The sequence below is a fragment of the Mycolicibacillus koreensis genome (assembly GCF_002104795.1).
Lineage (GTDB): Bacteria > Actinomycetota > Actinomycetes > Mycobacteriales > Mycobacteriaceae > Mycobacterium > Mycobacterium koreense.
Map to the genome: position 1 here is coordinate 24467 of NZ_NCXO01000032.1, position 24212 is coordinate 48678.

General features: G+C 67.4%; 36 protein-coding genes. 7 read left to right on the plus strand and 29 right to left on the minus strand.

The genetic code is table 11. The features are described 5' to 3' along the window. Positions 1 to 321: 321 nt before the first annotated feature. A complete protein-coding gene (locus B8W67_RS14005) occupies positions 322 to 522 on the plus strand; it encodes a hypothetical protein (RefSeq protein ID WP_085304558.1) in 201 nt (66 codons plus the stop codon). Continuing rightward, positions 522 to 818, plus strand: a complete 297-nt coding sequence (locus B8W67_RS14010; RefSeq protein WP_085304560.1) for a hypothetical protein — start codon at positions 522 to 524, stop codon at positions 816 to 818. The genes B8W67_RS14005 and B8W67_RS14010 overlap by 1 nt, the downstream gene beginning before the upstream one ends. 24 nt (positions 819 to 842) lie before the next feature. On the opposite strand, the gene B8W67_RS21130 is transcribed toward B8W67_RS14010, so the two are convergent. The 19 genes from B8W67_RS21130 to B8W67_RS14090 form a co-directional block, all read right to left on the minus strand. Continuing rightward, the gene (locus tag B8W67_RS21130; RefSeq protein WP_163797053.1) at positions 843 to 1934 is read right to left on the minus strand and encodes a hypothetical protein; all 1092 of its coding nucleotides are present in this window, start codon (positions 1932 to 1934) and stop codon (positions 843 to 845) included. Between the two features lie 321 nt (positions 1935 to 2255). Next, a complete protein-coding gene (locus tag B8W67_RS14020) occupies positions 2256 to 2567 on the minus strand; it encodes a DUF6378 domain-containing protein (protein ID WP_197747583.1) in 312 nt (103 codons plus the stop codon). A gap of 19 nt (positions 2568 to 2586) precedes the next feature. Then, positions 2587 to 2802: a hypothetical protein gene (locus B8W67_RS14025; protein WP_163797051.1), complete on the minus strand. Its 216-nt coding sequence runs from the start codon at positions 2800 to 2802 to the stop codon at positions 2587 to 2589. Positions 2803 to 2916: 114 nt separating this feature from the next. Continuing rightward, positions 2917 to 3129, minus strand: a complete 213-nt coding sequence (locus B8W67_RS14030) for a hypothetical protein (RefSeq protein WP_085304563.1) — start codon at positions 3127 to 3129, stop codon at positions 2917 to 2919. After that, the gene (locus B8W67_RS14035; RefSeq protein WP_133056120.1) at positions 3126 to 3407 is read right to left on the minus strand and encodes a ribonuclease III domain-containing protein; all 282 of its coding nucleotides are present in this window, start codon (positions 3405 to 3407) and stop codon (positions 3126 to 3128) included. The genes B8W67_RS14030 and B8W67_RS14035 overlap by 4 nt, the downstream gene beginning before the upstream one ends. Positions 3408 to 3490: 83 nt before the next feature. Beyond that, a complete protein-coding gene (locus tag B8W67_RS20895; protein WP_163797049.1) occupies positions 3491 to 3661 on the minus strand; it encodes a hypothetical protein in 171 nt (56 codons plus the stop codon). Continuing rightward, positions 3658 to 4227 carry a hypothetical protein gene (locus B8W67_RS14040; protein ID WP_085304565.1) on the minus strand — a complete coding sequence of 190 codons (570 nt, stop codon included), beginning with the start codon at positions 4225 to 4227 and terminating at the stop codon, positions 3658 to 3660. Before B8W67_RS14040 ends, B8W67_RS20895 begins: the two co-directional genes overlap by 4 nt. Beyond that, positions 4224 to 4586: a hypothetical protein gene (locus B8W67_RS14045; protein ID WP_085304566.1), complete on the minus strand. Its 363-nt coding sequence runs from the start codon at positions 4584 to 4586 to the stop codon at positions 4224 to 4226. The genes B8W67_RS14040 and B8W67_RS14045 overlap by 4 nt, the downstream gene beginning before the upstream one ends. Next, positions 4586 to 4942 (minus strand): hypothetical protein, encoded by a 357-nt coding sequence (locus B8W67_RS14050; RefSeq protein WP_133056121.1) that lies wholly within the window; start codon positions 4940 to 4942, stop codon positions 4586 to 4588. The genes B8W67_RS14045 and B8W67_RS14050 overlap by 1 nt, the downstream gene beginning before the upstream one ends. Next, positions 4939 to 5382 (minus strand): hypothetical protein, encoded by a 444-nt coding sequence (locus B8W67_RS14055; RefSeq protein ID WP_085304568.1) that lies wholly within the window; start codon positions 5380 to 5382, stop codon positions 4939 to 4941. Before B8W67_RS14055 ends, B8W67_RS14050 begins: the two co-directional genes overlap by 4 nt. Further along, entirely contained in the window at positions 5375 to 5572 is a 198-nt protein-coding gene (locus B8W67_RS14060) for a hypothetical protein (RefSeq protein ID WP_085304569.1), read from the minus strand. The genes B8W67_RS14055 and B8W67_RS14060 overlap by 8 nt, the downstream gene beginning before the upstream one ends. After that, positions 5569 to 5760, minus strand: coding sequence for a hypothetical protein (locus B8W67_RS14065; RefSeq protein ID WP_133056122.1), 192 nt, complete (start codon positions 5758 to 5760; stop codon positions 5569 to 5571). The genes B8W67_RS14060 and B8W67_RS14065 overlap by 4 nt, the downstream gene beginning before the upstream one ends. Before the next feature lie 61 nt (positions 5761 to 5821). Continuing rightward, a complete protein-coding gene (locus B8W67_RS14070) occupies positions 5822 to 7864 on the minus strand; it encodes an ATP-binding protein (RefSeq protein ID WP_085304571.1) in 2043 nt (680 codons plus the stop codon). 84 nt (positions 7865 to 7948) lie between these two features. After that, a complete protein-coding gene (locus B8W67_RS14075) occupies positions 7949 to 8227 on the minus strand; it encodes a hypothetical protein (protein ID WP_085304572.1) in 279 nt (92 codons plus the stop codon). After that, positions 8224 to 8397: a hypothetical protein gene (locus B8W67_RS20900; protein ID WP_163797047.1), complete on the minus strand. Its 174-nt coding sequence runs from the start codon at positions 8395 to 8397 to the stop codon at positions 8224 to 8226. The genes B8W67_RS14075 and B8W67_RS20900 overlap by 4 nt, the downstream gene beginning before the upstream one ends. Beyond that, the gene (locus tag B8W67_RS20905) at positions 8394 to 8570 is read right to left on the minus strand and encodes a hypothetical protein (protein WP_163797046.1); all 177 of its coding nucleotides are present in this window, start codon (positions 8568 to 8570) and stop codon (positions 8394 to 8396) included. Before B8W67_RS20905 ends, B8W67_RS20900 begins: the two co-directional genes overlap by 4 nt. After that, on the minus strand, positions 8567 to 8788 hold the full coding sequence (locus B8W67_RS14080; RefSeq protein ID WP_085304573.1) for a hypothetical protein: 222 nt from the start codon (positions 8786 to 8788) through the stop codon (positions 8567 to 8569). The genes B8W67_RS20905 and B8W67_RS14080 overlap by 4 nt, the downstream gene beginning before the upstream one ends. 78 nt (positions 8789 to 8866) lie before the next feature. Continuing rightward, a complete protein-coding gene (locus B8W67_RS14085; protein ID WP_085304575.1) occupies positions 8867 to 9130 on the minus strand; it encodes a glutaredoxin domain-containing protein in 264 nt (87 codons plus the stop codon). Between the two features lie 191 nt (positions 9131 to 9321). Continuing rightward, complete coding sequence (locus B8W67_RS14090) at positions 9322 to 11289, minus strand: FtsK/SpoIIIE domain-containing protein (RefSeq protein ID WP_163797044.1); 1968 nt, start codon at positions 11287 to 11289, stop codon at positions 9322 to 9324. 300 nt (positions 11290 to 11589) lie between these two features. Between B8W67_RS14090 and B8W67_RS14095 the strand changes: the two genes are divergently transcribed. The 3 genes from B8W67_RS14095 to B8W67_RS20910 all read left to right on the plus strand — a co-directional run bounded on the left by B8W67_RS14095 (position 11590) and on the right by B8W67_RS20910 (position 12352). After that, positions 11590 to 11847 carry a hypothetical protein gene (locus B8W67_RS14095; RefSeq protein WP_085304579.1) on the plus strand — a complete coding sequence of 86 codons (258 nt, stop codon included), beginning with the start codon at positions 11590 to 11592 and terminating at the stop codon, positions 11845 to 11847. 126 nt (positions 11848 to 11973) lie between these two features. Beyond that, positions 11974 to 12174: a hypothetical protein gene (locus B8W67_RS14100; protein ID WP_085304582.1), complete on the plus strand. Its 201-nt coding sequence runs from the start codon at positions 11974 to 11976 to the stop codon at positions 12172 to 12174. Between the two features lie 25 nt (positions 12175 to 12199). After that, a complete protein-coding gene (locus tag B8W67_RS20910) occupies positions 12200 to 12352 on the plus strand; it encodes a hypothetical protein (protein ID WP_163797042.1) in 153 nt (50 codons plus the stop codon). A gap of 73 nt (positions 12353 to 12425) precedes the next feature. On the opposite strand, the gene B8W67_RS14105 is transcribed toward B8W67_RS20910, so the two are convergent. The 7 genes from B8W67_RS14105 to B8W67_RS14135 form a co-directional block, all read right to left on the minus strand. Continuing rightward, positions 12426 to 12890 carry a hypothetical protein gene (locus tag B8W67_RS14105; protein WP_085304584.1) on the minus strand — a complete coding sequence of 155 codons (465 nt, stop codon included), beginning with the start codon at positions 12888 to 12890 and terminating at the stop codon, positions 12426 to 12428. Positions 12891 to 13179: 289 nt separating this feature from the next. Continuing rightward, positions 13180 to 14124 (minus strand): DNA-binding protein WhiA, encoded by a 945-nt coding sequence (gene whiA / locus B8W67_RS14110; RefSeq protein ID WP_085304586.1) that lies wholly within the window; start codon positions 14122 to 14124, stop codon positions 13180 to 13182. 13 nt (positions 14125 to 14137) lie between these two features. After that, positions 14138 to 14614 carry a hypothetical protein gene (locus tag B8W67_RS14115; RefSeq protein ID WP_133056123.1) on the minus strand — a complete coding sequence of 159 codons (477 nt, stop codon included), beginning with the start codon at positions 14612 to 14614 and terminating at the stop codon, positions 14138 to 14140. Positions 14615 to 14633: 19 nt separating this feature from the next. Next, positions 14634 to 16571 carry a DEAD/DEAH box helicase gene (locus B8W67_RS14120; protein WP_085304590.1) on the minus strand — a complete coding sequence of 646 codons (1938 nt, stop codon included), beginning with the start codon at positions 16569 to 16571 and terminating at the stop codon, positions 14634 to 14636. 8 nt (positions 16572 to 16579) lie between these two features. Then, a complete protein-coding gene (locus tag B8W67_RS14125; protein ID WP_085304592.1) occupies positions 16580 to 17356 on the minus strand; it encodes a hypothetical protein in 777 nt (258 codons plus the stop codon). Continuing rightward, positions 17353 to 18462, minus strand: a complete 1110-nt coding sequence (locus B8W67_RS14130; protein ID WP_085304594.1) for an E3 binding domain-containing protein — start codon at positions 18460 to 18462, stop codon at positions 17353 to 17355. Before B8W67_RS14130 ends, B8W67_RS14125 begins: the two co-directional genes overlap by 4 nt. Positions 18463 to 18492: 30 nt before the next feature. Further along, positions 18493 to 18870: a hypothetical protein gene (locus tag B8W67_RS14135; protein ID WP_085304596.1), complete on the minus strand. Its 378-nt coding sequence runs from the start codon at positions 18868 to 18870 to the stop codon at positions 18493 to 18495. 361 nt (positions 18871 to 19231) lie between these two features. On the opposite strand from B8W67_RS14135, the gene B8W67_RS14140 reads away from it, so the two are divergent. Then, positions 19232 to 21151, plus strand: a complete 1920-nt coding sequence (locus B8W67_RS14140) for a DNA polymerase (RefSeq protein ID WP_085304597.1) — start codon at positions 19232 to 19234, stop codon at positions 21149 to 21151. Positions 21152 to 21166: 15 nt separating this feature from the next. Continuing rightward, positions 21167 to 21937, plus strand: a complete 771-nt coding sequence (locus B8W67_RS14145; RefSeq protein WP_085304598.1) for a hypothetical protein — start codon at positions 21167 to 21169, stop codon at positions 21935 to 21937. Between the two features lie 58 nt (positions 21938 to 21995). On the opposite strand, the gene B8W67_RS14150 is transcribed toward B8W67_RS14145, so the two are convergent. From B8W67_RS14150 to B8W67_RS14160, 3 genes are all read right to left on the minus strand, one after another. Continuing rightward, positions 21996 to 22298: a hypothetical protein gene (locus B8W67_RS14150; RefSeq protein WP_085304599.1), complete on the minus strand. Its 303-nt coding sequence runs from the start codon at positions 22296 to 22298 to the stop codon at positions 21996 to 21998. 29 nt (positions 22299 to 22327) lie between these two features. Next, positions 22328 to 22630, minus strand: a complete 303-nt coding sequence (locus B8W67_RS14155; protein ID WP_085304600.1) for a hypothetical protein — start codon at positions 22628 to 22630, stop codon at positions 22328 to 22330. Between the two features lie 83 nt (positions 22631 to 22713). After that, positions 22714 to 24060, minus strand: a complete 1347-nt coding sequence (locus B8W67_RS14160; protein WP_085304601.1) for a hypothetical protein — start codon at positions 24058 to 24060, stop codon at positions 22714 to 22716. Positions 24061 to 24212: the final 152 nt, after the last annotated feature.

Genomic DNA, 24212 nt, shown 5'->3' on the forward strand with positions numbered 1-24212 from the left:
CGGACTCCTCGATTTCCCATGCCCAGTTAGAGCGGCTGGTGGCGGCTGTCGAAGCGGAGTTGACATCCTCTCCCGCCTAAAGGCGGGAGATTCCTACGCAGCCGCGACATTGCTGTCGGGGTCTGTCCGATCCGGTGGCGGTCGACATCCTCTCCAGCTCCGTCGACGAGGAGGACAGGGTCGAAGTCGGCGACGGGGCCTGACCGTCGGGGAGGTTGTCACGTCCCCCGTCCGCTGCCCGCCGCGCCGCGTCCGGTGTCCGCACCGCCGGTGTCGGATGCTCGACGGCACAGCCAGACCCGACCGAAAGGACCGGCCACCGTGGAGGTCACGCGAGTTTCCCGCATCACCGGGGTGACGCACACGCTCGATCTGCCGATCACCGAGGAGCAGATGCGCGCCTATGAGCGCGGCGCGTTAATCCAGCAGGCCATGCCGGACCTGGCACCTGGGTTGCGGGAGTTCATCGCCACCGGCATCACCCCGCAGGAGTGGGATCAGTTCGTCGGGGCCGAGGACTGATGGCGGCGGGGCGCTGGCAGCGACCGGCACCGTCGCGCACCCGCGAGAAGCTGCTGGAGGCCGAAGGCCGCCGCGACTACGAGTCGGCGGCGCTGCTGGCCATCGCCTGCTGCGACCAGCTGGAGGCCGCCGACGCCAGCTACGGGCTGCACGCCGTGCTGATGCAGCAGGCCCAGGTCTACGCCACGTTGTGCCTGGCCACCGCCACCGAGGCGGCAGCCGAGCAGTGCAAGCAGCAGGGCCAGGAGCCGCAGGAGCCGCAGACACAGCAGCGCCCGCAGCCGCCACTTCGGTAGCGGCTGCGGGCGCTGTGTCGGCGACTAGATGGTCACGGACGCTGCCCGGTCGTCCCACCCATCATCGTCGCCCGCATACGTGGCCTTGGCGTACTCGCCGAACTCCGAGTTCTCGCGCTCGTCGTCCTCGTCGTCCTCATCCTCGTCGTCGTCGAGGTCGTCATCGTCGTCGTCGAGGTCGAGGTCGTCATCGTCGTCGAGGTCGTCATCGTCGTCGAGGTCGTCGATGTCGTAGCTGTAGTCGCACCCTGCGAGGGCGGGAGCCTGGTTCTCCTCGCGGCCGTAGTATTCCTCGGCCGCGTCGAAGTCCGGCACGGTGCGGATGTTATCGACCACGGTCTCGCTGATCTGCTCGCCGTCGTGCTGCGCGGCCACGTACAGGCGGCACACCCGCATCTTCTGCGCTCCGCTGCACCGCGGCACCGAGACCACGTCGGCGGGGTCGACCAGCACCACCAGCATCTTCTCGGAGAAGTTCTCCGCGTAGTTGTAGGTGCCGACGTGCAGGCCGACCGAGCACGCGGAGTCGCGGTTGTCGTCGACCAGCTCCCGCGGCATCGACACCCACGCGCCCAGCGGGTAGGGAATGTGTCCGGTGATGGTTTCGCTGCGGCCGCCCTGGTACGCCACGGTGACCGGCTCACGGCCGCCGTTGGACGACCGCCCGTCGCTGCGCACCGACTTGTAGCCCACGATCATCCCGTCAGTGGTGATCGTGAACCCACCGGCCTTGAGCCAGCCGAACAGCTGTGAGCGGGAAGCCTGCGACGGGTTGTTCTCCAGCCGCTGCAGGAAGCGGCCCAGCGGGGCCATGTCGGCGTTCTCACGCGCCACCCGCAGGGCCGAGGCAAGGATGATCTCCTCGACGGGGTCGCCGTGCTCGATGCGGTAGGCGCTGCCTTCGTCGCCGTCGACCGCGGCCACGGCGTCGGCGGCGGCGGATTTCACCGGTACCCGGATTCCGTCGATCATCGCGCGCAGCTCGTCGAAGTCCTCGCCGCGCTCATCGAGCAGGTACCGGCGCACCGCGGTGTAGGTGGGGTCAGATGCTGAGACGATCAGAGTCTCGTCGCCGGAGCGGACGATGATCGAGTTGTCGTCGATGAGTGAGTGCATGGCTGCGGTGACCTTTCGTTGTGGTGGCGGTGGGGCCGTCGGAACGTCTCTAAAACAGAGACTAACAAAGGGGTCTGACACAAGCAACGTGACCGAACCCACGCAACCTCAGCGGGAACGTCGCGCAAACGGTGGTGTGGCGGTTCACTCATCATCATCATCATCGGGCTCCATCTCGCAGGTGTCGACCAGCGCAGTCATCTGGAACAACGCGGCATGGGTGCGGCAGGGCAGCACTTGCGTACCTGTGCCCACCGTTGGGGTTGCACCCGCCGGAGGGCAAAGAGCCCTCGCGACACACTCCGACCGTTGGGCCTCTCATCACCCGTGCCTCCCTGGAACGGCGGCGATCGACCCGCCGAGAGCGGCGTACCCGGCGATGTCCACCCAAGAGTCGTCGTGATTCGGGGTGTGGGCCAGCCGGGAGAGCTTCACCACGATCATGCACTGCGCGAACTGCTCGGCGCTGATTTCAATGCCAAGAATCTGCTCCCACATCTTTGCGGTCCGGGTGAAGTCGTCGATCGCCTCGCCGTAGTCCTCGTTGCGGTCGCGGGTGATGAGTTTCTTTGCGGTGTCGAGGATGTCGGCTGCTTCGCGTTGGGGCATTGTCTCGTCGGTGATCGTGGTCATTTCCTCATCCCTGTCCATGTCAGTGACCGAGCATCCTGACGTTTATCTCGTGCTGCTCCACCTCGGCGCGGAGGCGTTCGATTTCGGCGGCCATCTCGGACACCAGCTCGGGCGCGTTCCGGTAGGCGTCCTCGGCGGCGACCATCCCGGTGTGCACTTCGATGGTCACGCCGGGGGTGGCGGCCCACAGTTCAATCGACGCCCTTGCCCGGTCGATAATGTCGTCACTCGCCATCCGGCTACGCTCCTCCATGATGTCTCCAAAACAGAGACTATAGTGGGTTGCATCTCCACGCAACCATCACCGGCGGCGCGTTTCGGCATCAGGCGCGACCGTCGCGGCCGCCGCTCAGACGCCACGCTCGCCACGGTGCGGACGTTTCCGCCACGCAGCGCCGTGCTCGATGAAATAGCGTGTCCGCCTCTCGCGCGGCCACCAGGGTCGCGGCGGGCCGAACGGGTGGGTGAACCCCCACCGGAACGCCGGATCGTCCCAGCTGCTCAACACCTCATGCACCAATAAGCCCAGCACGAAGCAGGCGGCGCAGATGCCGACGCTCATCTCTGTTCCTTCCAGTCGGTGGCGTAGCGAATCTGCCGGGTAGCGGGGCGGTGGATAAGCCTGGTCTCACCGCCGGGCCAAGACGTCGCGATGCCGCCGTACCCGTCTTCCAGCACGCGCAGCTCCGGGCGCAGCCCCAGTTCCTCCGCGTGCTCAGCGAGATGCTCACGCAGGTAGGAGACCAAGCAGTGCGCGGCGTAGTGGAGCTGGTGAGCGGGATCGGAGGGGAACTGTCCGCGCAGGATGCCTGCGATATCGGCCGCCAGGTCACCGTCCACGGGCGACCCCGCGACGGGCAACTGTAGGGCGGGAAGCTCAGAGGGCCGCACACTGTCACGTCCTCGGGTTTCCGCTCCGCTGCTCATCGCCCGGCCCTCCAGACCGCGTCGAAAGCGGGGATGAACTCCTCAGCCAGTTCGGCGTCGACCTCCCGAGCGATACCCAGCTCATAGAGCAGGCCGGGATCGTTGGTGTCGATGTAGGCCGCCATCTCCGCACGCTGGGCGGCGGTAGGCCGGACTGGATCGTTCATCGGGGCACCCCCGCCGCCTTGGGTTTGGAGGTGTGATGCCAGCGCCCGCAGGGGCACTTGTAACAGCGCACCGGGGCCTTCTTGCCGCGAAACGTCCGCCAGAACCGCTCCAGGCCCTTCTCAGCGGAGCGACGGCTGTTGAACCCGACTTTCCCCGGTGTGGGGCACCGCCGGGCTCGCTTGCCAGCTGCGGTGGCCTGTTCGGCGGGCGGGCAGGCGTCGAGGTGGCGGCCCCATGCGGCGACCACCTGGTCGGCCTTCTTCTCGGTGATGCGGAACCCCTCGCAGGAGCAAGCCACGGTGATGCGTCCGCCTGCCGCGACCACCACCGCGTGATGCCCGTCGCGGTGCCGACCGGCCACCCGCTTGTCCACGTCGGCGATCTTGTCCACGTGCTCGCGGCCGACCCTGGCCGCCGTGTCGGGATGGATGACATCGAGCGCGCTCCATCCGCAGGTGCATCGGGCGTAGAACCTGTCGGCCGCGAAATTCTCGCGGACCTCGATGTGATGGTCGGCCGCGGCGATCCCGAGCCCGGACACGGTGTGCACAGCGGTGTCCGTCATGCCGAAACCACCGCGAACTCGGCCCGAGACAGGCACACCCGCCGTCCCCGCGGCAGCTTGATGCAGTACACCTGGCCTCCCGGTGTGGGGAAGATCGCCGTGATGCGTCCTTGGCGGTCCTCGCCGGTGACTGCGAGGTCGCCCACGACCGGCTCGACGTGCGGGTCATCGAGGCGGTGCAACGCTGCCTCGGCGCACGCGGCCTTCGCTTCGGCAAGCAGCGGCCAGCCGGTCTCTGGCCGCCAGCCCGGACCCGCGGCGTGCCAGCCGCCGGAGGGCGACCGGGACACCGTGTATGGACCGGCGGTGTAGCGGCCCGGCTCCGGCCTGGTCCACCGCATCGTCGTCGTCGTGCCCATCAGATTTCCTCCTCGTCGAAACGCGTCCACTGGCCACCGCGGTGCTCGTAGATGCCGGGCACAAGGCCGCTGGTGTCGGCCTGGTGTGAGCCGGTGCTTCCCGCACCGCGGCTGATTCCAGCTCGATCGGCGATGGCCCAGGCGGCGGGCCAACTTCCGACGTACTCATCGGGCGGGGTGAAGATGCAGCCGCGCGGACTGTGGGGCCAGTCCCGCTCTGTAAGGCTCGGGTGGCGCACGTCGATGCTCACCGCGGTGACGCCCAGTTCTGTGGCGACCTCCAGCAGCTGCGCGGTGCGCTTCGGCTTCTCGGCGTGCTCGATCGCGGCTTCGACGACTTCGGTGTACTCGGTCACGGCGTCACCCGATTCCATGCCCGCACGAGAGCGCGGCGTACTACTGCGGGGTCACCGGCCACGCGATCGCCGAGTTCGGCCAGGAACGATGTCAGAGCGCGCGTCAACTCGTCGTGCATCTGCTGACGTCCTTCGGCTACGCCCTCTTGGTGCCCATCGTCGCGGCCTTCGGCCTTGCCGTCGGCGAAGCCTTCGTCGTAGCCGTTCTGGCGGCCCTCCGCTTCGGCCTCAGCGGCAGCCGCCTCGATGACGGCCTCGATGTCGCGGGGCTTGCCGGGATCGGCCCATCCGAACGGGAACGTCGGACAGCGGTAGGTTCCCGACGAGGTGTGAATCCATCCGCGCTTGCCATCGTGGCTGTGAATGGGGCGCTCGCACGCCACACACGACGAATGCACGTCCGATGCTTCGGTGTGGATGAGGAAAGCAACCTCACTCATCGCCGTGCACCTTCGATTCCAGTGCCTCGGCGAACTTCTCGAAAGCGTCGCCCAGCAGCATTGCGGTCTCACTGCCGCCGAGGTGGTACTCGTCGGCGTAGTCGTTTCCGCGTGCCAACCCGGCCAGGTACTCCAGCCCAGCTGCGGCCTCGCGGGCACGATCACGCCTGTGTTCGGCTGCGTCCGTCATCGCCTTACCTCCAGCCTCTCGGCGTAGACCATCAGGTGATCGCGGATGTGGTCGAGGATCATGTCGGCGGCGAGCTGGCAGTGCAGGTAGCTCTCGCAGTCGCGGTCGGCGGCGGCGGTGACGCCGCCGCCTTCGCGCCCCTCGCAGACGGCGCGGCTCAAGATGATGTCTGCCAGTGGCGTGTTCACGTCCGGCACATCTAGCTCCTGTTCTGCTGGGTGGCTGGGTGGCTTCCCCACTGCGGCCCGGTCAGGACCGCGGCGGGGTGTGCACCATGTAGTCGACGGCGGCTGGCAGCACATCGTCGCCGCCGTTGTAGGGCATGTTCGCCAGCAGCGGGTAAGCGGCGGTGAGTTTCTCCTGCAGCCCGTTGAGTTCGGCGGTGAGTTCTTGTGCGCGATCGCTGTACTGCGCGCTGCCGAAGGCTTCGCGCTGCGCGGCGGTCACCTGCTTATCGGCGTCGTGCACCGCAACCAGCGTCTGCAGGGTCTCCTGCAGCGGGTGGTCTGGGCACGCCGCGAGCACCGCGTCGGCCAGCCGGATGTACCGGCCGCGCGCCCGGAACCCATAACCGTGATCCGATGCCGCGGCCAGCATCTGCAGGTGAGTCATACCCGCGATGGCTTTCTCGAAGCGCATCTGATTCCACCGGGACTGCGTCACCGCGGTGGGCACTGCCTTGAGCAGCGGCTCCACCTTGCGCCGCCCCAGGTAGACCACCACAACGGCAGGTCCGGTGACGTTGGGGTAGCTGGGACGGGTCGCGGTCACGTAGCAGACCGGCAGCCCGAGATCGACGATCTCCTGGCCGGTCAGCTCCGCGTCCTGGGCGGTCTCGCCGTCGATGGCGATCACCTGGCACAGATAGCCTGTGGCGCGGCTGCTCGGCTTGCGGTTCGCGCGCAGTTCCGCGGCCCACTCGGCGAAGCTGTAGTGCGTCACGCCGTCGGTGTCGGCACCGAGCTTCCAGGTCTGGCCGGTGGGGTCGCCATCGACGTTCACAACGTCGGCCAGGATGTGGGTCTGGCCCTCGGGGACCGGGACGACGCGGGTGATGCTCGGGTGGTTGTCGCGAATCCAGGTGGCGAAACCGCGCAGCTTGCGCCCCTTGGGCACGTCGGTCACCACCAGGGTGCGGCGCATCTCGCCCGCCACCGAGGTGGCTGCGAAGCGGTCCTCGATGTGGTGGGTGTCGGCGGACATCCACCGCTGGCGGCTGGAGTAACCGGAGCTGCGGCGGCAATTCCACGCGCCGATGCCCTCGGGCACCCCCATCCGATATTCGATGCGCAGGTGGTTGGGCCGCCCGGCCTCGCCGAGAGTCTCGTTGCGCAGCGTGACCGCCGCGTACACGTCGCGGCTGGCCAGCTCGTTGACGCGGGCCTCCAGCGCTGCGTAGGCGGTCGCATAGCTGGCCAGGGCGGCATCGACGGCGGCCAGGGTGCGGTCGGTGGTGGTCGCGGTCTCGCGGGTCAGGGAGTGGTCGAACGAACCGATGGGCAGCTCGATGATGCAGTGCATCAGCCCGGTCGCGTCGAGGACGCGGCGGGCCACGTCGCGGGTGGCGGCGAACAGGGTGCCGCCGCTGCGGATGATCACCTGATCGTGTTCGCGGCCGGGGATGCGGGCGCACGAGACCGGGCCGATCCACGTCGGGCTGTCGGCGATGCTGGCGGCGGGGGAGCCGTCCACCTCGATCATGCCGCTGTCGTGGGCGATGGAGACCTCCCGGATCACCCGCGCCCAGTCGGAGGCGTGGCCTTCCACGTCCACCGGGATGCTGATGGTGGTGCCGTTGGGCAGCGAGGTGGGCTCGTCGAGCATGAGCACCTGGTGGTTGAGGTCGCGGGAGGCCCGCACCAGGGTGCGCTTGCCGTCCTTGGCGGTGTCGATCAGGAAGGACTCGGTCAGTGACCACGGCGACTTCGCGCCGACACCGTAGCCGCCGATCTCGTCATCGGTGTGGCGCTTGGTGCTGCCGCCGAAGGTGAGGAACGCGGCCTCGACTTCGGCCGCCGACATCCCGGTGCCGCGGTCGGTCACCACGAAGTTCGGCTCGATGAGAGTGGGGGAGGTGATCTGCACCGGCTCGGTGGAGCCAGCGCGGCGGGTGGCGTCCACCGCGTTGGAGACGTTCTCGCGGACGACGGCGAGGCGCTGGTCGCTGTAGGCGTTGATCAGCATGTCCATGATGCGCGCCGCGCTGTCGGGGTCGATTCGGCTGGTCATGGTGGGCAGCGCCGGGGCTTCGGTGCTGTTGACCAGGGTCGAGGTGGGGTCTGCGAGCTTCATGGGCAGTTGCTCCTTGAGGTAGTGAATGTCTCTAAAATCGAGACTAAACCATGGCACTGACACAACGCAAGCTGGCGTGTAGGGTCATCCCGATGAAATGAACGCGGAGTCCCAATCGACGTGCAGCACAACCGATCCGTTGGCCTCTCGCACGATTACGGCCCCGCGTTCGGCGTTTCCGCGCAGGCTGATTCTGCGGCCGTACACACTGGAGTAAGCGCGGATGGCGAGGCTGACGACCGAACGGTACTGGTCGGCCCATCGGTACCACGGGAATCGAGCGGCGGTGCCGGTCACGTAGTCGCGTCCGATGACGACCAGCTGCTCGCGAGCGAGCGTCTCCAAGGTGATGTTCGCGCTCATGCGATCACCACCCGCCGTGTGTGGACGATGCGGCCGCCCTCGATGCCGCCGGGGACATCGCGCAGCTCTACTGACGAGATTTCCGCTGCTGCATGGTGGGCGTCCGGGATCACGACCCCCGTGTCCGGCGGCAGTTTCTGCAGCTGGGCGATGAGTTCAGCGACGGTCATCGGCCCTCCAGGCTGTCGTGGTAGCTACGTACCTCGGCGATGTTCATCGGCTTGTTGCAGTTGGTGCAGGTCCACGCTCCGCTGACCACATGCCAGCGCCTCACCCCGCAGCGTGAGCAGGTGACGTTGTGACCCCAGGTGCAGGTGCCTGCGGCGGTGATGTTCGCGCTCATGCGATCACCACGATCTCGTCGTCGGCGTAGTCCCACTCCACGTCCTCGCCGTCCAAAGAAGTGATGTCCCAGCGCCCGTTGGGCGACCGGCGTCCCCGGTAGAGGAGCGCCTGGTCGATGTGGTCCCAGAAGTGCCAGTCGTCGTCGGCGAAGGCGATGGTGTAGTCGCGGCCAACCACAGCCGAGGCTGGTGGAATTACTGAATCGGGAATCTCCATCGAGCCCTCCTCGCCGTCTCTAAAGTGGAGACTATCAGAGAACAGTCGCCAGCGACGGCCGCGGCGCGACCACCGCGACTACGCAGCGGCAGCAGCAGCAGTGGACGCGAGTTGGTCGGCGACCAGGCGGTCGAGTGCATCGGGACGGAAACTGGAGAAGTGCACATCACCGGCCACCACGACCGGAGCAGCGGAATACCCGAGTTCACGAACCAGGGCCAGTGCGTCGGAGTCGGTGCTGAGGTCCACGCAGGTGTAGTCGGCACCGCGCTTGTCCAGCAGCTTCTTGGTCATGGTGCACTGCGGGCACTGCGGGGCGGTGTACACGGTGATCTCGGACATGAGTGACCTTTCTCGTGGGCCGGTGGGATCGGCGGTGTGCACCCGTCGGGGGTGCGGCCACCTTGTCTATCGACCCCAGGTGAACCCAGCTGCCCGCGGCGCGCTTTCGGTTCGCGTGTCGCCCACCCGCCGGAGATGTCACGTCCTCGTCTCCCCGGCACCGCGGCGTCGGCGGTGCCGGGGAGCGGGTGTCAGCCCACGGAGGCGGCGGCCTGGCGCACCGCGGCGGTGATGTCGCCGACAGTCAGGGTCGTCAGCTCGTCATCGGTGAGTTCGGACAAGGAAGCCTCCGCCAGCCGCCGGGTGCCCAGGCGCATCGCGAGATCAGCGACGGCCTCGGCGAATCGGTAGTTCCCGAGCCTGTCGATCGCCGGTACTCCATCGGCGTCCACATCGAGGAGCGTCTCGATCTGCTGGCGGAAACCGCCCTCGGCTTCCGCGTCGACGGTGCGATGCACCCGGTTGGCGCACCGGATGAGGTGACGCCACAGTTCATCGGCGCTCGCCGATGCGAACTCGATGTGGGTCTGTGCGCGCATCACGTCAGGGCTGTGCTCCACGAGCGCGCCGATGGCGACCGGGGTGCCCGACAGGATCAGCAAGGTATCACCGCCGTGGGCTTCGGCCTGTCGCACACAGTTCACGATCTTTTCGACATCGAACCGACTGGTCGCAGGCGAATACTGCGGCACGCCGGGCACTGCGAACGAGTCCACGTCGATGAACAACACCTCGCCCCGGTGATCGTCGACGACATCAACAGGTGGGGTATGAGTCACCTGCCCAGGCCGCACGTCGACGAGATGGGCCGATGCGTACATCCCGAGCCCGCTGAGCAGCCGAGCAATGACCTCGGCGGCCCGTCGCTTTCCTGACCCGGCTGGTCCGGAGAAGACCAGGGTGCGCGCCGCGGGAATCGGCCCACTGTGAAGGCCGCGGCTTCGCATTTCGGCGCCCCAGCGTACCGCGGCCGTGACGCTTTCGATCTCGGTACCCAGCGCGGCGGGGAGCGTGTCGACTTCTGATTGGAGGACCGCCAGCCGTGTGTCGATGTCGGGAATCTTCCACTGCCCAATCGGGCTGGCGCAGGGAGCGGCGGTAATTCGCTCCTGCAGATCGGATGCGTGGTTGCGGACGTACAGATCGACGTGCCGCGGGTCTGACGCACGGCTGCGCGCGCGGATGGAGTTGACGGGGTGATCGTCGTCCCACCCTGGGTGTGGCGGGCGGCACTGAACGTGTGCGCAGACGGCCTCTCCAGGCATGAGGCGCTCTGCGGCCGCGGGGTCTCCGACCGTATCTTGTGAGAGCGACCGCGAGCCGAGCGGATTGAGCACTACGCGACATCCCATGCGCGGGGCGATGTCAGTGTGAGCGAACATGTAAGTAACGCGTTGGAGTCCCCACACCAGATGCACACCCACGTCACCTCCATCCTCGGTCACTCGGTCCATCAGTTCACGAAGTGCTGTGATCCCGTTCTCGCGCTCCGGCGTGTACTCATCGAGTGCGACAATGAGATGCGGCATCGGCGGCCACGTGTCGTCTCCACGGTTTTGCGCCCATTGGGTGCGATATTCACTGATCCCGCGGCACTGCTTGTCAGCCAGAAGCCGGTGGCGTGCATCGAGTTCATAGCCCACCTTTTGCCCGAGCTGCTTCGTCAGCACCGGGGCATTGTCGGCCTGCAGGCACACCAACGTATGGGGCAGGGAGCGTGCGAAGGCGAACGTGGACGCGCCCTTGCAATCCAGGAATGCGAAGTTGACGGTGTCTGGTCCGTGCAGCGCGGCCAGCGACGTAAACATGGTCTCCAGGAACACGCTCTTGCCTGATCCGGTGCGGCCGACGATCAGCATGTGTGGGTTGTGGTCCTGCGCCAAGTCCACCCACACTGTCTCTGCCGGTGATGGGTCCGCCGATGGGCGGTGTGCGACGCCCAGCGGGAAAGCCAGCGTGTTGCGCACAGCGGCATCGCGCCACGCTGAACCGAAGTCGTGGGTGTCGATGTCGCTGATCCCGAGGGCAGTGATCAGACCCGACTCCGGTGCCGCGCCCCCGCCGTCAGCGGTGAGCGCACGAAGTGTCTCGGTGTACTTGGCGTCGGGGTTCTCGGCCATGTGGCGACGGACGTCGGCCTTGAGGCGTTTCGATGTCATGGGGCTCCTCCTGAACACATCGGGCGTGATCCGTACGCCGCGACCTTCGATCACGCCCGAACATGTGCAGGGGCGATGTCCGCTGCCCCTACGGGAGCTTGCCTCCGCGATGCGAAGCGGAGTCGCGGTCCGCCTCGCGTCGAGGGTTTCGCTTCGCGGACGAAGCGATTGCGGCCAAACGTACGCAGCGGTGGACGCCGCCGACGACCGGGGCGCGCCGCGGGCGGCAGTGGGGCGCAGCGGCTGAAACGATCCGGCACACGGGCGATAACTCATCGGCCGACGACACGAGGAGATGCCATGCGCACCGTGCAGACGAAGCCGCTGGAACTGCAGGAGGGCGATGCGATCGACCTGCTGGCGCTGATGGACGCCGCTGAGACGGCCTTCGACTACGGGTCGCGGGCTGCCGCCGAGGAGCGCTACGCCATTGTGGAATCGGTCGAGGCCGTCGAGCCGTGGGCCACCGACCCGTCCCAGCGACTGGTTCTCATCGGCACCGACATCTGCGACATCGCCGTGCCGGAGAACCACCCGGTCACCGTCGCCGCCGTCTAGATTCACCGCCCGCACCCGCCCGCCTACGTGCCGCGTCCGACGGGACGTGACACCCGCGCCGCCGCCGCGGCAACCCGACTGGGTGGGCCACCGTTACTAGCGGCACATCAGAGGGGAGTCAGGAACATGCGGTTCGACGTTGACCGGGGGAGCGGGAAGGTGATCGTCCGGTCACCGAACGACGTCCTCGGAATCCTGCACAACGACGCACATCTGGCCCCCAGCGGGGCACGGGCGATAGCCAACGGTCTGGAGATCGACGGCCACCGCGACCTGGCCGCACAGCTTCGCGCAGCAGCCGATGAGGCCGAGGCCGCGACGCGGTAGTGGCGCGGGGGATCAGGAGCAGCACATGGCACAGGATCGGGGAAACGAAACCGGCCGCGAGTCGGCGGACACCACCGCGGGACCGCTGTGGGAAGCCTTCGCCAGCCACCACGACGAACAGGGCTGGCACGTTGCCGACGACCTCGCTGCGCCCGAGGAACGCCGACAGGCGGGGTGATTGGCAGCGACTAGACACAGCACGAGCCCGGCGGAAGATTCAGCCGGGCTCGTGCTGTGTGCGTACGGCGGTCTCAGCCGACTAGGTCGGCGCGCTGCCAGCCGCTCTCGTTGGTGGACGCCTCCACCACGGTGCCCGCGGCGTCGAAGCCGAGGAACAGCAGGCCGACGTTGCCCGAGGCGTCCGCGGCGGTGACGACCCCGCGGCCGCCGTTGCGCACAGCCGCGGCCATCGACGGCGCGGTGTCGTCGAGGATGGTGAAGTCATGGCCGTGGACCCGGATACGTGATCCCACCAGGAATCCGCTCACCGGCGGCTGGACGAATTGCTGCGGCTGCGGAGGCTGCTGCTGGTTGCCGCCGCTGTCGCCGCTGGACATCACCCAGATGAGGATGGCGAGGAGCAGGGCGACGCAGCCGACGACGCCGAATGCCACCGGCGCGCCGTCGATGAGCTGGTAGACACCGACGGAGACGGTGCCCACGAACCCAACCAGCGACGCGATCTCTTTTCCGCTAATGGTCACGTCGTCGGACATTTCTCTGCTCCTTTCACCGAGTCGTCGTGACTGTCTGAGCAGAAGTCTAAGCTGGCGCGACCCGGATAGGGAACAAAGTCTTGTCACGTCCTCCGCGAGCCCTACCTGACCTGGCGTTTGTCGGAAGAAATGGTGCGTTGCACACCGCGGCGGTACTGTTACAGGTGCCTCGGTGGAGAGCCGAGGAAGTGAAGCCGGGAGCCAGCACGTTTTGCTTGGTCGCCCGGCTTTCGCGTTTTCCAGGCCAGGGAGATATCGCGCTTTGTATCGCCCGTTGTACCGCCGCGTGTCAGCTTGCGGAGACCAGGTGCGGCTTCGGCCCCTGGTGCTTGTCGGCCAGGGCGAGCAACCGGCGAAGCCGACCGGCCACCGCGTCCTTCGACAGCGGCGGATCGGACATGCGGCCCAGCTCCTCCAGCGACGCGCGGCGCTTGGCCACCCGCAACTGGCCGGTTGCCGCCAGGTGTTCGGGTGCGTCCGCGCCCAGAATCTCCAGCGCCTCGGCGATCCGGTTGGCTGTGGTGGCCGCGGCGCGCACCGCGCGGCATTGGTTGGCCTGGGCCAGCTGGGCACGCATGATCGTGGCCTGGCGTGCGGAGTGGCGCTCCCACACCATCCGCCCGTCGTTGGCCCCCATCATCGCGATGAGTGTGCCGATGTGGTCGGTGTCGCGCACCGTCAGCCGTGCGACACCACGCAGCTCGCGCACGATCATGGTCACCCCCGACCGGCGGGCGAAGCTGGCCAGCGCGTGCGCCACCTCCGGCGACGGGCACTTCAACTCGAAGGTGCGCCCGTTGACCGGACCGCTCACAGCCCCGGCGACGATGAATGCCCCGCGAAGCGCCGCGGCCACCTCGCCGGGAGTCCACGCCAGCGACGACGTCGGCAGGCCCCACACCATGTCGCCGTAGCGGTCGATGAGCCCAGCCTCCTTGGCGAGTCGGGCACCTCCCTGCTCAGCATCGACGATCAAGATGAAGCTCCCGCCGAGGTAGCTGGTGCTGCGCGACCCCACGGTCACCGAATCCACGCCGAACAGCTCACGCAGCTCGCGGCGCAACATCCTCGCCGAGGATGCGGTCGGCAGCTCAGCGATGATCTTCAATCCGCCGCGCGACACCCTGATCTCGGCGCACATGCGCAGCGCACACGCCACCTGCGCCCGGCGGCAGCTCTGCGGCCCCGGCGCGACCTTGAGCAGTTCGTCTCGAAGTTCAGCCGTCATGGACATGGTGGAAACCCCCTCAGCTCGCGGCCGGTGCTTCTTCGAGCACCCGCCACAGCTCCCGGTCGGCGTCACACGCGTCTTCGGGCGCGATCGCCTCGGCGTGACGCGCGATGGCGCGCATCAGTTCATCGCCGCGCTGGCCGCCCCCGCCGGTTACCGCCCGCAGCTGAATCGCCGCATCGCAGGTGCTCACGATGGTTTCCGCCGACGCCCGCCGCCGCAGCAGCGACATCACGTTCTTGCTGCCTTCCTCGCGCGCCGCCTTGATGCGCGCCTCCAGCTCGTCGCGGATGCCGCGCGCGACGATCAGCACCTTGCGCGCGATCACAGGATCGCTGGCGAAGGCGTCGACGGTGGATCGCTCGCAGCGCCAGCACAGTGCGTGCAGAGCCACCCGAAGCTGTACCGCGTCGGCGTCGCGCACCCAGTCGAGGTCGGTGAGGTGTTCGCGGTATTCGTCGCCGACACTGCGGCCCTGATTGTTGTCGGTCATCATTCCTCCTTGTGGGGTGTCAGTCATCGTCGGTGGTTGCGGTGGTGAATCTCGGAAGGTGTTCCTCGGCGCGCGAGAGCGCGAACATGTCCGAAAGGTCGCGCCGGTCAAGCGATTCGGCGTCGTCGATGCCGTGTGCTTTGGCGAACGACACCTGCGCAGCGCTCGGGGGCTTGCGGGGCTGGTCCTTCATGTGGCCGTCGAACAGCGCGGTGGCGGTCATGTCGGCTTCGGCGAGGGTGTAGCCCTGCAGGTGGCAGGTCGGCCCCGGCTGCTGCCACTGCCCGGAGGTGTTCACCCAGAACATGCGGCGAAGATCGTTGTCGTAGAAGCCCAGCGCCCAGTCCCGGCCCGGAACCGATCCCGCGACCCCGCGCATGTCGGCGAGCATCAGCACGCCCTTGGAGCCGGTCTGCCGGTAGACCGGACGCGCCAGGCCGCGGTCGTGCTTGGACCAGCGGATGGTGCGGGTGCGCTGTGACCACGGCGAGTCACCGCGGCGCAGCTTCGTCGTCTCGCGCTGACCGGTGACGGGGTCGAAGGTGACCAGCGGGTCGATGCGGTGTGCGTCGCACAGGCATCCACACCGGCACAGCCCATGAGGCAGTGAGCACTCACAGGTGCAGACGATGGAGCCTTTGAGGTCGTCGTCCTCCTCGTCGACCAGCGGAGTGCCGCAGTCGCAGCGGCAGCCGCACCCGGAACCGCGGCAGGTGTCGCCGCAGCTGCCGAAGCAGGGCTGGTCACACTCGCACTGGGTGGAACCGCGTCCTGTGTGCTCCTTGTCGAGTTCGGTTTCGACGATCAGCCCCAGCGACCCGGCACCGACCAGGTCCACCACCAGGGCGCGGTCTTTGATCCGGCCTCCGTCGAAGGTGTACGGGCGCAGTGCCCGGCCGACGCACTGCACCAGCCGAGATTGGCTGCGCGTCGGCCGCGCGAGCACGACGGCCTCGCAGCGGGGGAAGTCCGCTCCCTCGGTGAGCACGTCGACGGTGACCAGCACGTGGGTCTCGCCGTGGTTGAACCGCCTGTAGATAGCGCTTCGTTCACGCGGCGATGTCGGACCGACCACCATCTCGGCGGAGACTCCGACACCGTTGAGAGCCTCGGTGACCTTGCGGCAGTGCGGAACCGACGCGCCGAACACGATGGTCGACAGCCCCGCGGTGTGTTCGGCGACGGCGTCGACGGTCGCGTTCAAGGTGGCGTCGCGCATCATCGCCAGCTCGGCCTCGCCGTCGGTGATCTCACCGGAACCGGCGTGGATCGAGGAAACGTCGAGTTCGGGAAGCTCGACGGTCACACCGTGCGGGGCGATCAGGAACCCGCTGTCCACCGCCCACACGAGGTCGCGCTCGTAGACCACCTTGCTCCAGATTTCGCGCAGCGTCGGCTCGCCCTTCACCGGGGCCAGCCGCGTCATGGTGGCAGTGAATCCGGCGCGACGCGCACCGGCGAAGTGCTCGAACACCTTTCGGTAGCTCGCAGCCGGACTGTGATGTGCTTCGTCGCAGATCACCAGGTCGCGCACACCCAGCGCCGCGAGCGACTTCTGCGACTGCAGCGACTGGACGGTCGCCGACACCACCTGGGCGTCGGGATCGTCGCGGTAGATACCACCGATCATCGACGGCACCGGGCCGGTCGGGTTCACCGCGGTCACCGCCGCCGACATCTGCTCGATCAGCTCGGTGCGGTGCGCCATGAGCAGCACCCGGTTACCCCCGACGACATCGCGGCGCACCAGCTCGGCGATGACCGTGGTCTTGCCCGATCCGGTCGGCAGAACGACCGCAGGACCGACCACATCGGCGTCGAACGCTGCGGTCACAGCATTTGCCGCATCCACCTGGTAGTCGCGCAGTTTGCGCGCCTCGGCCGTCGGTGCGGCGGCCGGGGCGGTGTCAGCAGGTGGTAGGTGGTCGAGTTCAGGTGTTGAGGTGGTCAGCGTCATCGGCCCACCTACAGCACGGGTTCGCAGAGGTGATCGGTCCAGTACGGCGCGCGTCCGACCGCCACGTTGCCCAGGGCCGACCCGACGGCCTGCAGCACCTGGTTGCGCTGCATGGGCGAGATTTCCTCACCGTCGCGGTACCGCTTGGGCAATGCGATGGTGCCCAGGTGATAGGCGGCGAGGCGGTGGCGGGTGTTGGCCGCGTCGACGTCGATCTCCATGTCCTTGGGAGCCTGGAACTTGTCGATCAGGTGGCGGATCATCGAGAAGTCGGTGTTCTCGATCCGCAACGCGCAGATCATAATCTCGCTCCAGTACAGCCCGTAGATGTTCACCAGCGTGGCGTCGCTGATGGCCAGGCGGCGCAGCTGTGTCGCGGTGTTGTTCCAGTTGCAGTCCCGCGACATGTTCCACTCCTCGGTGGCGTCGGTGAGATTGAGAATCTCCAGCAACGTGGCCGCCAGGGTGGCGTTGCGCGACGCGCTGCTGACCACGCAGCGCAGGCACGGGGCGTTAGCCGGGTGAAGGTGCGGCTGCTTGATCGTGACGATGTGGCGATCGCGCACCAATGCGGCGGCGCGGGTGGCCACCGCGCGCAGCGACACCAGCACCTGCTGCATGTCCACGGCGCGCGGCTCGACGACCGCATCGGTGTCCGCCCACATCTCACCGCTGGCAGCGTCGCTGACCAACGGCGAGATGCGCACCCGCAGCGTCCCGCCACCGGCGGGAATCGACGGGATCAGCGGCGCTTCCGCTTCGGCTCCCAGCATGGCGGCGGTCACAGTTCCACCGCCACATTCAGGTCCACCTTCACCAGCAGGTATGCGCCGTCGGGACCGAAGTCCAGGCGGCTGGTACCGATGACCAGATTCGGCAGTCGGTCGTGGGCCTTGCGGTTCAGTTCGGCCATCAGCGCGGCGAAGTCGTTGGCACTGACGATGTGCCGATCCGCGATCTTGAGCCGCAGAGTCGCCACGCCGACGCCAGCGTCCGTCTGATCGACCGGGGCGGTCTGCTCGGCACCCTGACGCGTCAGGTCGGAGGAGATCGTCCCCTCCCGCGCCGGAGCGGCAGGCTGCTCGGCGACCGGAGCGGGCTGCCCGGAATCCGCGCCGTTCGCGCTGGCTTCCAGGCGGCCCGCCAGCGCCGGGTCGACGTCGAAGTATCCGGGGGGAGGTTCAGCGACCGGGGGAGCCTCGGTGACCGGCGGTGCGACCGGTGCGGTCTCAGCGGTCGGTGCGGGCGGCTGCGCGACCGGCGGTGCGGCCGCCGCGGCGGGCTGCTCGGAATCCGCGCCGTTGGCGCTGGCTTCCAGGGCCGCGATGGCGGCGTCGACGTCACGGCCGACCACCTTGCCCCCGGAACCGGTGCCGACGAGCTGGTTCACGTCGATGCCGTGCCTCTCGGCCTTCTTGAGGACCGACGGGGCGACGCTGGGGCGCGCGGCTGGTTCCGGCTGCGGCTCCGGTGGCGCGGCGATCACCGGCGGCACGGTCGGCCCACCGGAGACTCGCGGGTTCACCTGCGGCTCCGGCTGCTGCACCTGGTCCTGCTGCTGCTGCTGCGGAGGCGTCACGTGCACTTTTGCTCCTGCGGTCGGGGCCGCGTCCGGGGCGACCGGGTCACTGACGGGGACCGTGCTGATCACCGGCACGTCGGTGTCCAGCCCGTCGATGGGGCTGGGGGCCTTGGTGACCACCGGCGGCTCCGCGCTGTAGGGGCTGCGCTGCACCGGAACCGCGACCTCGGGGATGACCGGTCCGGACACGGCGATCGGGGTCTCGGCGGGGCCGGGGGCGACCGGCGGGGTGATCGACACCTTGCGCGGCGTGGCCGGTTGATGTGCGACGTCCTGCAACGCGGCAGGATGCACGGGGGCGACGGACATGGTTTCTCCTTCGTGATCGGTGGGGGTTGATCAGCCGGTGTACTTCACCGACAGGACGTCTTTGCCCGTGCGCACCAGGTCGCGGTAGGCGTCGGGGTAGCGGGACTTGAACTTGTCGTAGTCGAGGGTGCGGCTGCCGGAACGGCTGAACACCACGAAGCCCTCGTAAGCGCCGGGCACGGAATCGACGCTGTCGAGCAGGGCGTCGCGCACCAGCCTGAGGACGCGGTCGCACGCGGTCTTGACCGCGGCGAGCGTCTGGCCCTGCGCGGCGGCGGACTCGGCGCGAGCGGCGACCGCGGTGACCAGCTGCGCGGTGACTCCGGCCGGATCGGGTGTGGCCGCGATGGCGGACACGATGTCGGCGAGGTCGATGACTTTTTCGCCTTCGGCGGTGGGAGCGGACACTGTCGTCTCCTTGTTTTCGGTTGTCGGGTGTTGGTGCTCGTCGCCGTCTCGGCTCACAGGCACCTGGTGTCGGGTGTGTATTTGTCATGTGCGTTATGCACGGGATAGACGGTACCACAACGAGTGTAAAAACCACATGCAACAACACCATCGTTCTCAGCCCTGGATTTCGACGCCCGCGACGTAGCTGTCACGTCCGCAAGGTAAACAGCTAATGACCTGCTTATAGGGCATTAAGACGGTGATGAGGGAGTGCTGGCAGGGGCGGCTGTGGCCACCGATTCACGCCACGTTGAACATGCATCGGCGTGTCGTGTTGCAGAGCAGCAAATACTGTGCAGATGCATGGTCTACTTGCCCAGTGACCCGTGAACCAGCGATCCCGCGCATCGACCTGCAGCGCGTGGACGTGCCGCAGTTCCTGCAGTACGACCACAACGTGGGCGCGTTCCTGGTGACCGCTGATGACACGGTGGCCGAACTCGTCACCACGCTGCGCTCGCGTCCACCTGTACCGGTCGCCACTGACATCGAGACCCGTGGCCTCGGCCAGGCGCGGTTCCAAATCACCTGCGTGACGGTCGCGTTCCAGATCAACGGCGACGTCTACTCGCTGCTTTTCGACCCGCTGCGCCGACCAGAGCACCGCAAGCTGCTCGCCGCGGTCTACGACCACGCCACCGAGCTGATCTTCCACAACAGCACCTTCGACGTGGCCCCGCTGTACGCCCATCGGCTCATCACGGCCGGGCAGATTCGCAAGATCAAAGACACGCTGGTGGCCGCGCGGATGGTCAACACCCACAGCCGCGGCGGGCGGTCATTGGAGGAGCTGACCTCGCGCTACAAGCTGATGTCCGACGACCGCATCAAGCTGCGCGAGGTGATGGCGTCCCGCGGCGGCAAGAAGGACGACGGGTTCTTCTACGCCGACATCGACAGCCCCACGTACGTGGTCGGCGCGATGGCCGACACCGTGGCCACGCTGCGGCTGTGGGGCGTGCCCGGAATCGGCGGACAAGGTATGCCCGCAGAGGCGGCGCGCTACATCTCGGCGTACGGGGCCGGTTACGGCGGCCGTGGCCGACTCAGCGCCGCCGAAGCCGAGAAGCTCGTCGACGACATCCAGCGGGTGAACCAGATCGTGCTGGCGCGCACCGCCCGCGGCTACGCGGTCGACACCGACTACCTCGACAAATTCCACCGTGAGTACGGCCCTGAGTGGTCCTCAGCGCATCAGCGTCTGCAGTCCATGGGAGTGCGCCCCGGACAGGGCATCGACATCGTCACCGCCCTTCATCAGCGCGGGGAGCTTCCGATGCCGTGGCCGCTCACCAAGGGCGGGCGGCTGTCGGCGGATAAGAAGGCGATGGAACGGTTGGAGTCTATTCAGGGCGACAACAAGTCGCCGATGCTCGCTGCGCACCAGGAATGGATGCTGCACAGCAAGACCCACCGCTACGTGTCCAAGGCCCTGGAGAACGCCGAAGTCACCGGACGTATGCACCCCGAGTTCAACATTCTCGGAGGCAATGCCACGGGGCGGATGTCGTGCGGGGGGCCGGAGGTTCAACAGTTCACCGATGCGGCGCGCGGGGTGATCGTCCCCGACGGAGATGATGAGTGGGTGTCGGTCGACTGGAAGTCGATCGAGCCGGTGGTCATGGCCACCGCCGCCGGTGACGGCGACTTCCTGGCGGCGATGCGTGCCGGGGCGGACCCGTATGAGCCGATTGGTGACCGCGTCGGACTCGACCGCAAGTCCGCGAAACGACTGATGCTGGCGAACCTTTACGGGCAAGGAGCGGAATCGGCCGCGGCCACCCACAACCTGACGCGGGAGAAGGTGGAGGAAACTTTCGCCACGCTCCGCGAGGAGCTTCCGGTGATCTACCGGCTGATCGACGCCATCAAGGCGCAGTCGCGACAGCGCAGCTACGTGATGACGCTGACCGGACGTGTACTGAACCAAGACCTATTCATCCCGGCCGAGGGGCGCACGGTGATCAAAGAGCACATCGCCCCGAATCACTTCTGCCAGGGATCAGCCCTCGACGTGCTGCACCACAGCATCCTCGAACTCGACGATCTCGGTCTGTCCGACCACATCCACCTGTGGATGCACGACGAGCTGGTGGCCGACAAGTCCATCGAGGAGGAGTTGAAGTGCGTCATGTCGACTCCGCCACCGTTTCTGGCCGCGGCCGCCGCGGCGATGGGCATCGAACCGTTCCTGGCCGTCGACGCCAACGACGTCGGCCATTTCTGGAAGTCCGTTTAGGCGAAGGAGGCCACTATGCTCGGCTCCGATCCACTCTCCGCTGTCCTCGGCATCGGTCTGGACCCGCACTCTCCGAAATCGCAGTGGAAGGTCTATCTGCGCCAACTGGTTTCGGGCGGCTGCGCGCTCGCCATGCTCGGCCCTGATATCCGGGTGCCCGACGCCGCCGACGACCACACGCTGCGGGCACTGGCCGCCGTCTCCCAGTGCTACCCGCCGTCTGCGCCCATGCCGGTCGACACCAGCGGGAAACTCGCCGGGGCCTCGACGGTGGAGACCGATCCCGGCCGCGTCAACCTGCGCGTGGACTCTTACTACCGCAGCCTGGCCGCCGTGGCGAAAGGCACCATGAAGCAGGCCGACGGGGAGAAGCTGGTGCGCCGCCTCATCGAGGAGGACCGCTGTATGACGCCGACGGTGGCGCTTCATGTGGCGTTGTCGAATCTCGTAGTCGTCGAGGTTCCCGATGCCGCGGCGATGGCGCAGTGGCATGCCTGGTCGGCGCAGGCCAGCGGCGACCGCTACGAGCAGTACACCGCGCCGACTCTGCTAGACCCGTCGTGCCGCGGCGGGGGTCTGTATCTGTTCCGCGACGAAGCGGGATCGGACGTGGCCGGTGCCGGGTTCACGGTGGGCGGCTGTGTGATCACTTCGGGCGACGTCGTCGTGCCGGTGCCGCCGTCGGTGCGCGGCGGCGTCCCGGTGGCTCGCCTCGGGCCGTGTCGTCGGCTGCCCGACTGGTTGCGCACGCAGCTGCGCTGGTACGGGAACCCGAAGGCGGCGTGACACGCACAAGAAACCGCCCCCGTCCACAATTGGGCGGGGGCGGTTTCTTGCAGGAGGCTTACGCCTGACCGGTCATGTTCGATCCGGCCTGCACCTTGTCGTAGTCGATGGTCTCGTGGCAGGCGTTCTCCGTGGCCACGGTCATTCCGTTGACGCTGTCCTGGATTCCTCCGATGGCTGCGTGCAGCTCAATAGAGTAGGCGTCGGCATCCTCCATGCCAGCGCCCTGCATCACGTCAGAGAGGCGCTTGTATGCCGACAGTTGGTCGGCCGCCTCAGTGTCGATGATCTGCAGCGACTTCTGCATCTCCGCGACGTTGTGCATAGCTCCGGGGATGTTGAGGTGCAATTCGTTAGCCATAGTTATTCCTCTTTTCTGGCGGTCCGGTGTCAGTGCTTGGCGACTTCGCTCGCACCAGCGTCCTGGTTCTGCATCTGAGCTTCGCAGGTGGTGATAACGCCCTGAGCGGCGTCCCGTGCCCGCTCCAGGAGGGGGACGAACTTCGGGTTGGTCTCGGTCTCGTACTTGCCCAACAGCGTGGCAGTCACTGCCGCCCTGTAGTTGAACCCTGCCAGTTCCTGCGCGTTCTGGTGGATGACCGTATCCGCGTGCAGCATCGTCTCGCAGTGCGACTTGAGGTTCTCGGCGATCGCAAGCACTTCTTCTGGGCTGATTCCCACCACTGTGGCCATGTCTGATGTCCTCCCGTATCTCTGGTGATCACACCGGATCACGTTCGCCTAATGGTAGCGGTGATTTTCGCCGCCATAGCAGATCAGCCGCAGCCGCGGTAAGCGTCGCGCAGTGCGACGATGCCCTTCTCGACCCCCTCTGTGGTCCCCGATACGTAGGTGATGCGCCGCCATTGGCCCTCGCCGGTGGGGTAGGAGGCCACCACACCACGGTCGGTGAGGAAGGCCATGGACAGCGACGACTTCGGCCCCCGCGAAACATCAACGTCGCAGGTCCGCACGGTGATCACCGCCATGGCGCGGGTCGTGGCCGTGGCGATCTCCGACAGCGCATCGGCGGCTCGCGTCGGCAGGTTCGCTGACTTGACGATGCGCTTCGCCGCCTGGCGCGCCGCGGCGCGCCTTTTCTCATCCGCGACACGCGTTTCAGTGTCGGCATCTTCGCCCGGTTCGGCGTCGATGATGCCCGCGGTATCGGGGTCGTGGGCGAGCTGACCGGCCACGTCGGCGGTCACGGTGATCGGTGACGGCAGCGGAAACGGCGGCCAGTCACCATTCGGATCGAGCAGGGTGCGCAGCGCTTCGGCCGCATCGGCGGTGGCAGTGGTGCGCCGCAGGCGTCGGGTGAACACGACGATGTTGTTGTTCACCGTGGCAGTGACGACTTCGCGTTTGCCCACGCCGATGGCGAAGTTCACGCGCGGGACGTCGCGCACCGCCTCGCGCATCCCGAACTGGTCCAGCTCCCTGGGAATCGCCACAGGTGCGCGGCGCTGCCCGTGCAGCAAAACGATGCCGTAGAGGGTGATCTCGGCGTCACCGGTCACAGCGGCGAACATGTCAGCGGCCTCATCGGTGATCGTGTTGTCGGCCTCGTCATCGGTGGAACCATCGCCATCTTCGTCGCTGTCGACGGTTCCGAACACGCCCCAGTGCTTCAAGTCGTAGATGACCTGTGCCTCGGAGACGAACAGGTGCGGGAACACCGGGCCGAGCTGCGAGGGAATCTGACGCACGAACCCCTTGGCCGCCAACCAGTGCCAGTGGCTGACGGTGAACCACGTCGACGGGCCGGTGACCTTCGGCGCGGTGGTCGCGTCGGCGGTCAGCCAGCCGCCGATGGTGCGCTGCGTGCCCGCCGGGGCCTTGTCACGTCCCGGCACCGCGAGGTCGGCGGCATCGGAGAATCCGAGGGAACCGCTGCGCACCGCCTCGCGCAGTGACCGTGCCTGCGCCAGTTCCGGGTACTGGTCGCCGATCTCGGTGAACAGCGCCTCGCGCCGGTCGACCAGCTCCTTGAGGCCCTCGGAGGTGGCCTCCACGCGGCTGTCGATCGCCTCGGTGATGGCCGCGGACTGCTCCTCGGTGAGCGAGGCGGTGTCTACGGCGGCAGCGGCCGACTGCGTGGGGGTGGTCTGTTCTTCGGACACGGTGGCGTTCTCCTGTCGATCGGGTGGGCGTCACGTCGGCGGGATCAGCCGAGTGCGCGCCCCTGGTAGGCGACCTGGCGCGGTTCCCCGTCATCACCACCGGATTCCGGCGGCGGCGGGGGAGGCGCGGCCGGTGGTGCGGGCTCGGGTTC

Coding starts and splice junctions, on each gene's coding strand:
- B8W67_RS14010 (WP_085304560.1), top strand. CDS start 522: ATGGCGGCGGGGCGCTGGCAGCGACCGGCACCGTCGCGCACCCGCGAG.
- B8W67_RS21130 (WP_163797053.1), bottom strand. CDS start 1,934: ATGCACTCACTCATCGACGACAACTCGATCATCGTCCGCTCCGGCGAC.
- B8W67_RS14020 (WP_197747583.1), bottom strand. CDS start 2,567: ATGACCACGATCACCGACGAGACAATGCCCCAACGCGAAGCAGCCGAC.
- B8W67_RS14025 (WP_163797051.1), bottom strand. CDS start 2,802: ATGGCGAGTGACGACATTATCGACCGGGCAAGGGCGTCGATTGAACTG.
- B8W67_RS14030 (WP_085304563.1), bottom strand. CDS start 3,129: ATGAGCGTCGGCATCTGCGCCGCCTGCTTCGTGCTGGGCTTATTGGTG.
- B8W67_RS20895 (WP_163797049.1), bottom strand. CDS start 3,661: ATGAACGATCCAGTCCGGCCTACCGCCGCCCAGCGTGCGGAGATGGCG.
- B8W67_RS14040 (WP_085304565.1), bottom strand. CDS start 4,227: ATGACGGACACCGCTGTGCACACCGTGTCCGGGCTCGGGATCGCCGCG.
- B8W67_RS14045 (WP_085304566.1), bottom strand. CDS start 4,586: ATGGGCACGACGACGACGATGCGGTGGACCAGGCCGGAGCCGGGCCGC.
- B8W67_RS14055 (WP_085304568.1), bottom strand. CDS start 5,382: ATGAGTGAGGTTGCTTTCCTCATCCACACCGAAGCATCGGACGTGCAT.
- B8W67_RS14060 (WP_085304569.1), bottom strand. CDS start 5,572: ATGACGGACGCAGCCGAACACAGGCGTGATCGTGCCCGCGAGGCCGCA.
- B8W67_RS14070 (WP_085304571.1), bottom strand. CDS start 7,864: ATGAAGCTCGCAGACCCCACCTCGACCCTGGTCAACAGCACCGAAGCC.
- B8W67_RS14075 (WP_085304572.1), bottom strand. CDS start 8,227: ATGAGCGCGAACATCACCTTGGAGACGCTCGCTCGCGAGCAGCTGGTC.
- B8W67_RS20900 (WP_163797047.1), bottom strand. CDS start 8,397: ATGACCGTCGCTGAACTCATCGCCCAGCTGCAGAAACTGCCGCCGGAC.
- B8W67_RS20905 (WP_163797046.1), bottom strand. CDS start 8,570: ATGAGCGCGAACATCACCGCCGCAGGCACCTGCACCTGGGGTCACAAC.
- B8W67_RS14080 (WP_085304573.1), bottom strand. CDS start 8,788: ATGGAGATTCCCGATTCAGTAATTCCACCAGCCTCGGCTGTGGTTGGC.
- B8W67_RS14085 (WP_085304575.1), bottom strand. CDS start 9,130: ATGTCCGAGATCACCGTGTACACCGCCCCGCAGTGCCCGCAGTGCACC.
- B8W67_RS14090 (WP_163797044.1), bottom strand. CDS start 11,289: ATGACATCGAAACGCCTCAAGGCCGACGTCCGTCGCCACATGGCCGAG.
- B8W67_RS14095 (WP_085304579.1), top strand. CDS start 11,590: ATGCGCACCGTGCAGACGAAGCCGCTGGAACTGCAGGAGGGCGATGCG.
- B8W67_RS14100 (WP_085304582.1), top strand. CDS start 11,974: ATGCGGTTCGACGTTGACCGGGGGAGCGGGAAGGTGATCGTCCGGTCA.
- B8W67_RS20910 (WP_163797042.1), top strand. CDS start 12,200: ATGGCACAGGATCGGGGAAACGAAACCGGCCGCGAGTCGGCGGACACC.
- B8W67_RS14105 (WP_085304584.1), bottom strand. CDS start 12,890: ATGTCCGACGACGTGACCATTAGCGGAAAAGAGATCGCGTCGCTGGTT.
- whiA (WP_085304586.1), bottom strand. CDS start 14,124: ATGTCCATGACGGCTGAACTTCGAGACGAACTGCTCAAGGTCGCGCCG.
- B8W67_RS14115 (WP_133056123.1), bottom strand. CDS start 14,614: ATGACCGACAACAATCAGGGCCGCAGTGTCGGCGACGAATACCGCGAA.
- B8W67_RS14120 (WP_085304590.1), bottom strand. CDS start 16,571: ATGACGCTGACCACCTCAACACCTGAACTCGACCACCTACCACCTGCT.
- B8W67_RS14130 (WP_085304594.1), bottom strand. CDS start 18,462: ATGTCCGTCGCCCCCGTGCATCCTGCCGCGTTGCAGGACGTCGCACAT.
- B8W67_RS14145 (WP_085304598.1), top strand. CDS start 21,167: ATGCTCGGCTCCGATCCACTCTCCGCTGTCCTCGGCATCGGTCTGGAC.
- B8W67_RS14150 (WP_085304599.1), bottom strand. CDS start 22,298: ATGGCTAACGAATTGCACCTCAACATCCCCGGAGCTATGCACAACGTC.
- B8W67_RS14155 (WP_085304600.1), bottom strand. CDS start 22,630: ATGGCCACAGTGGTGGGAATCAGCCCAGAAGAAGTGCTTGCGATCGCC.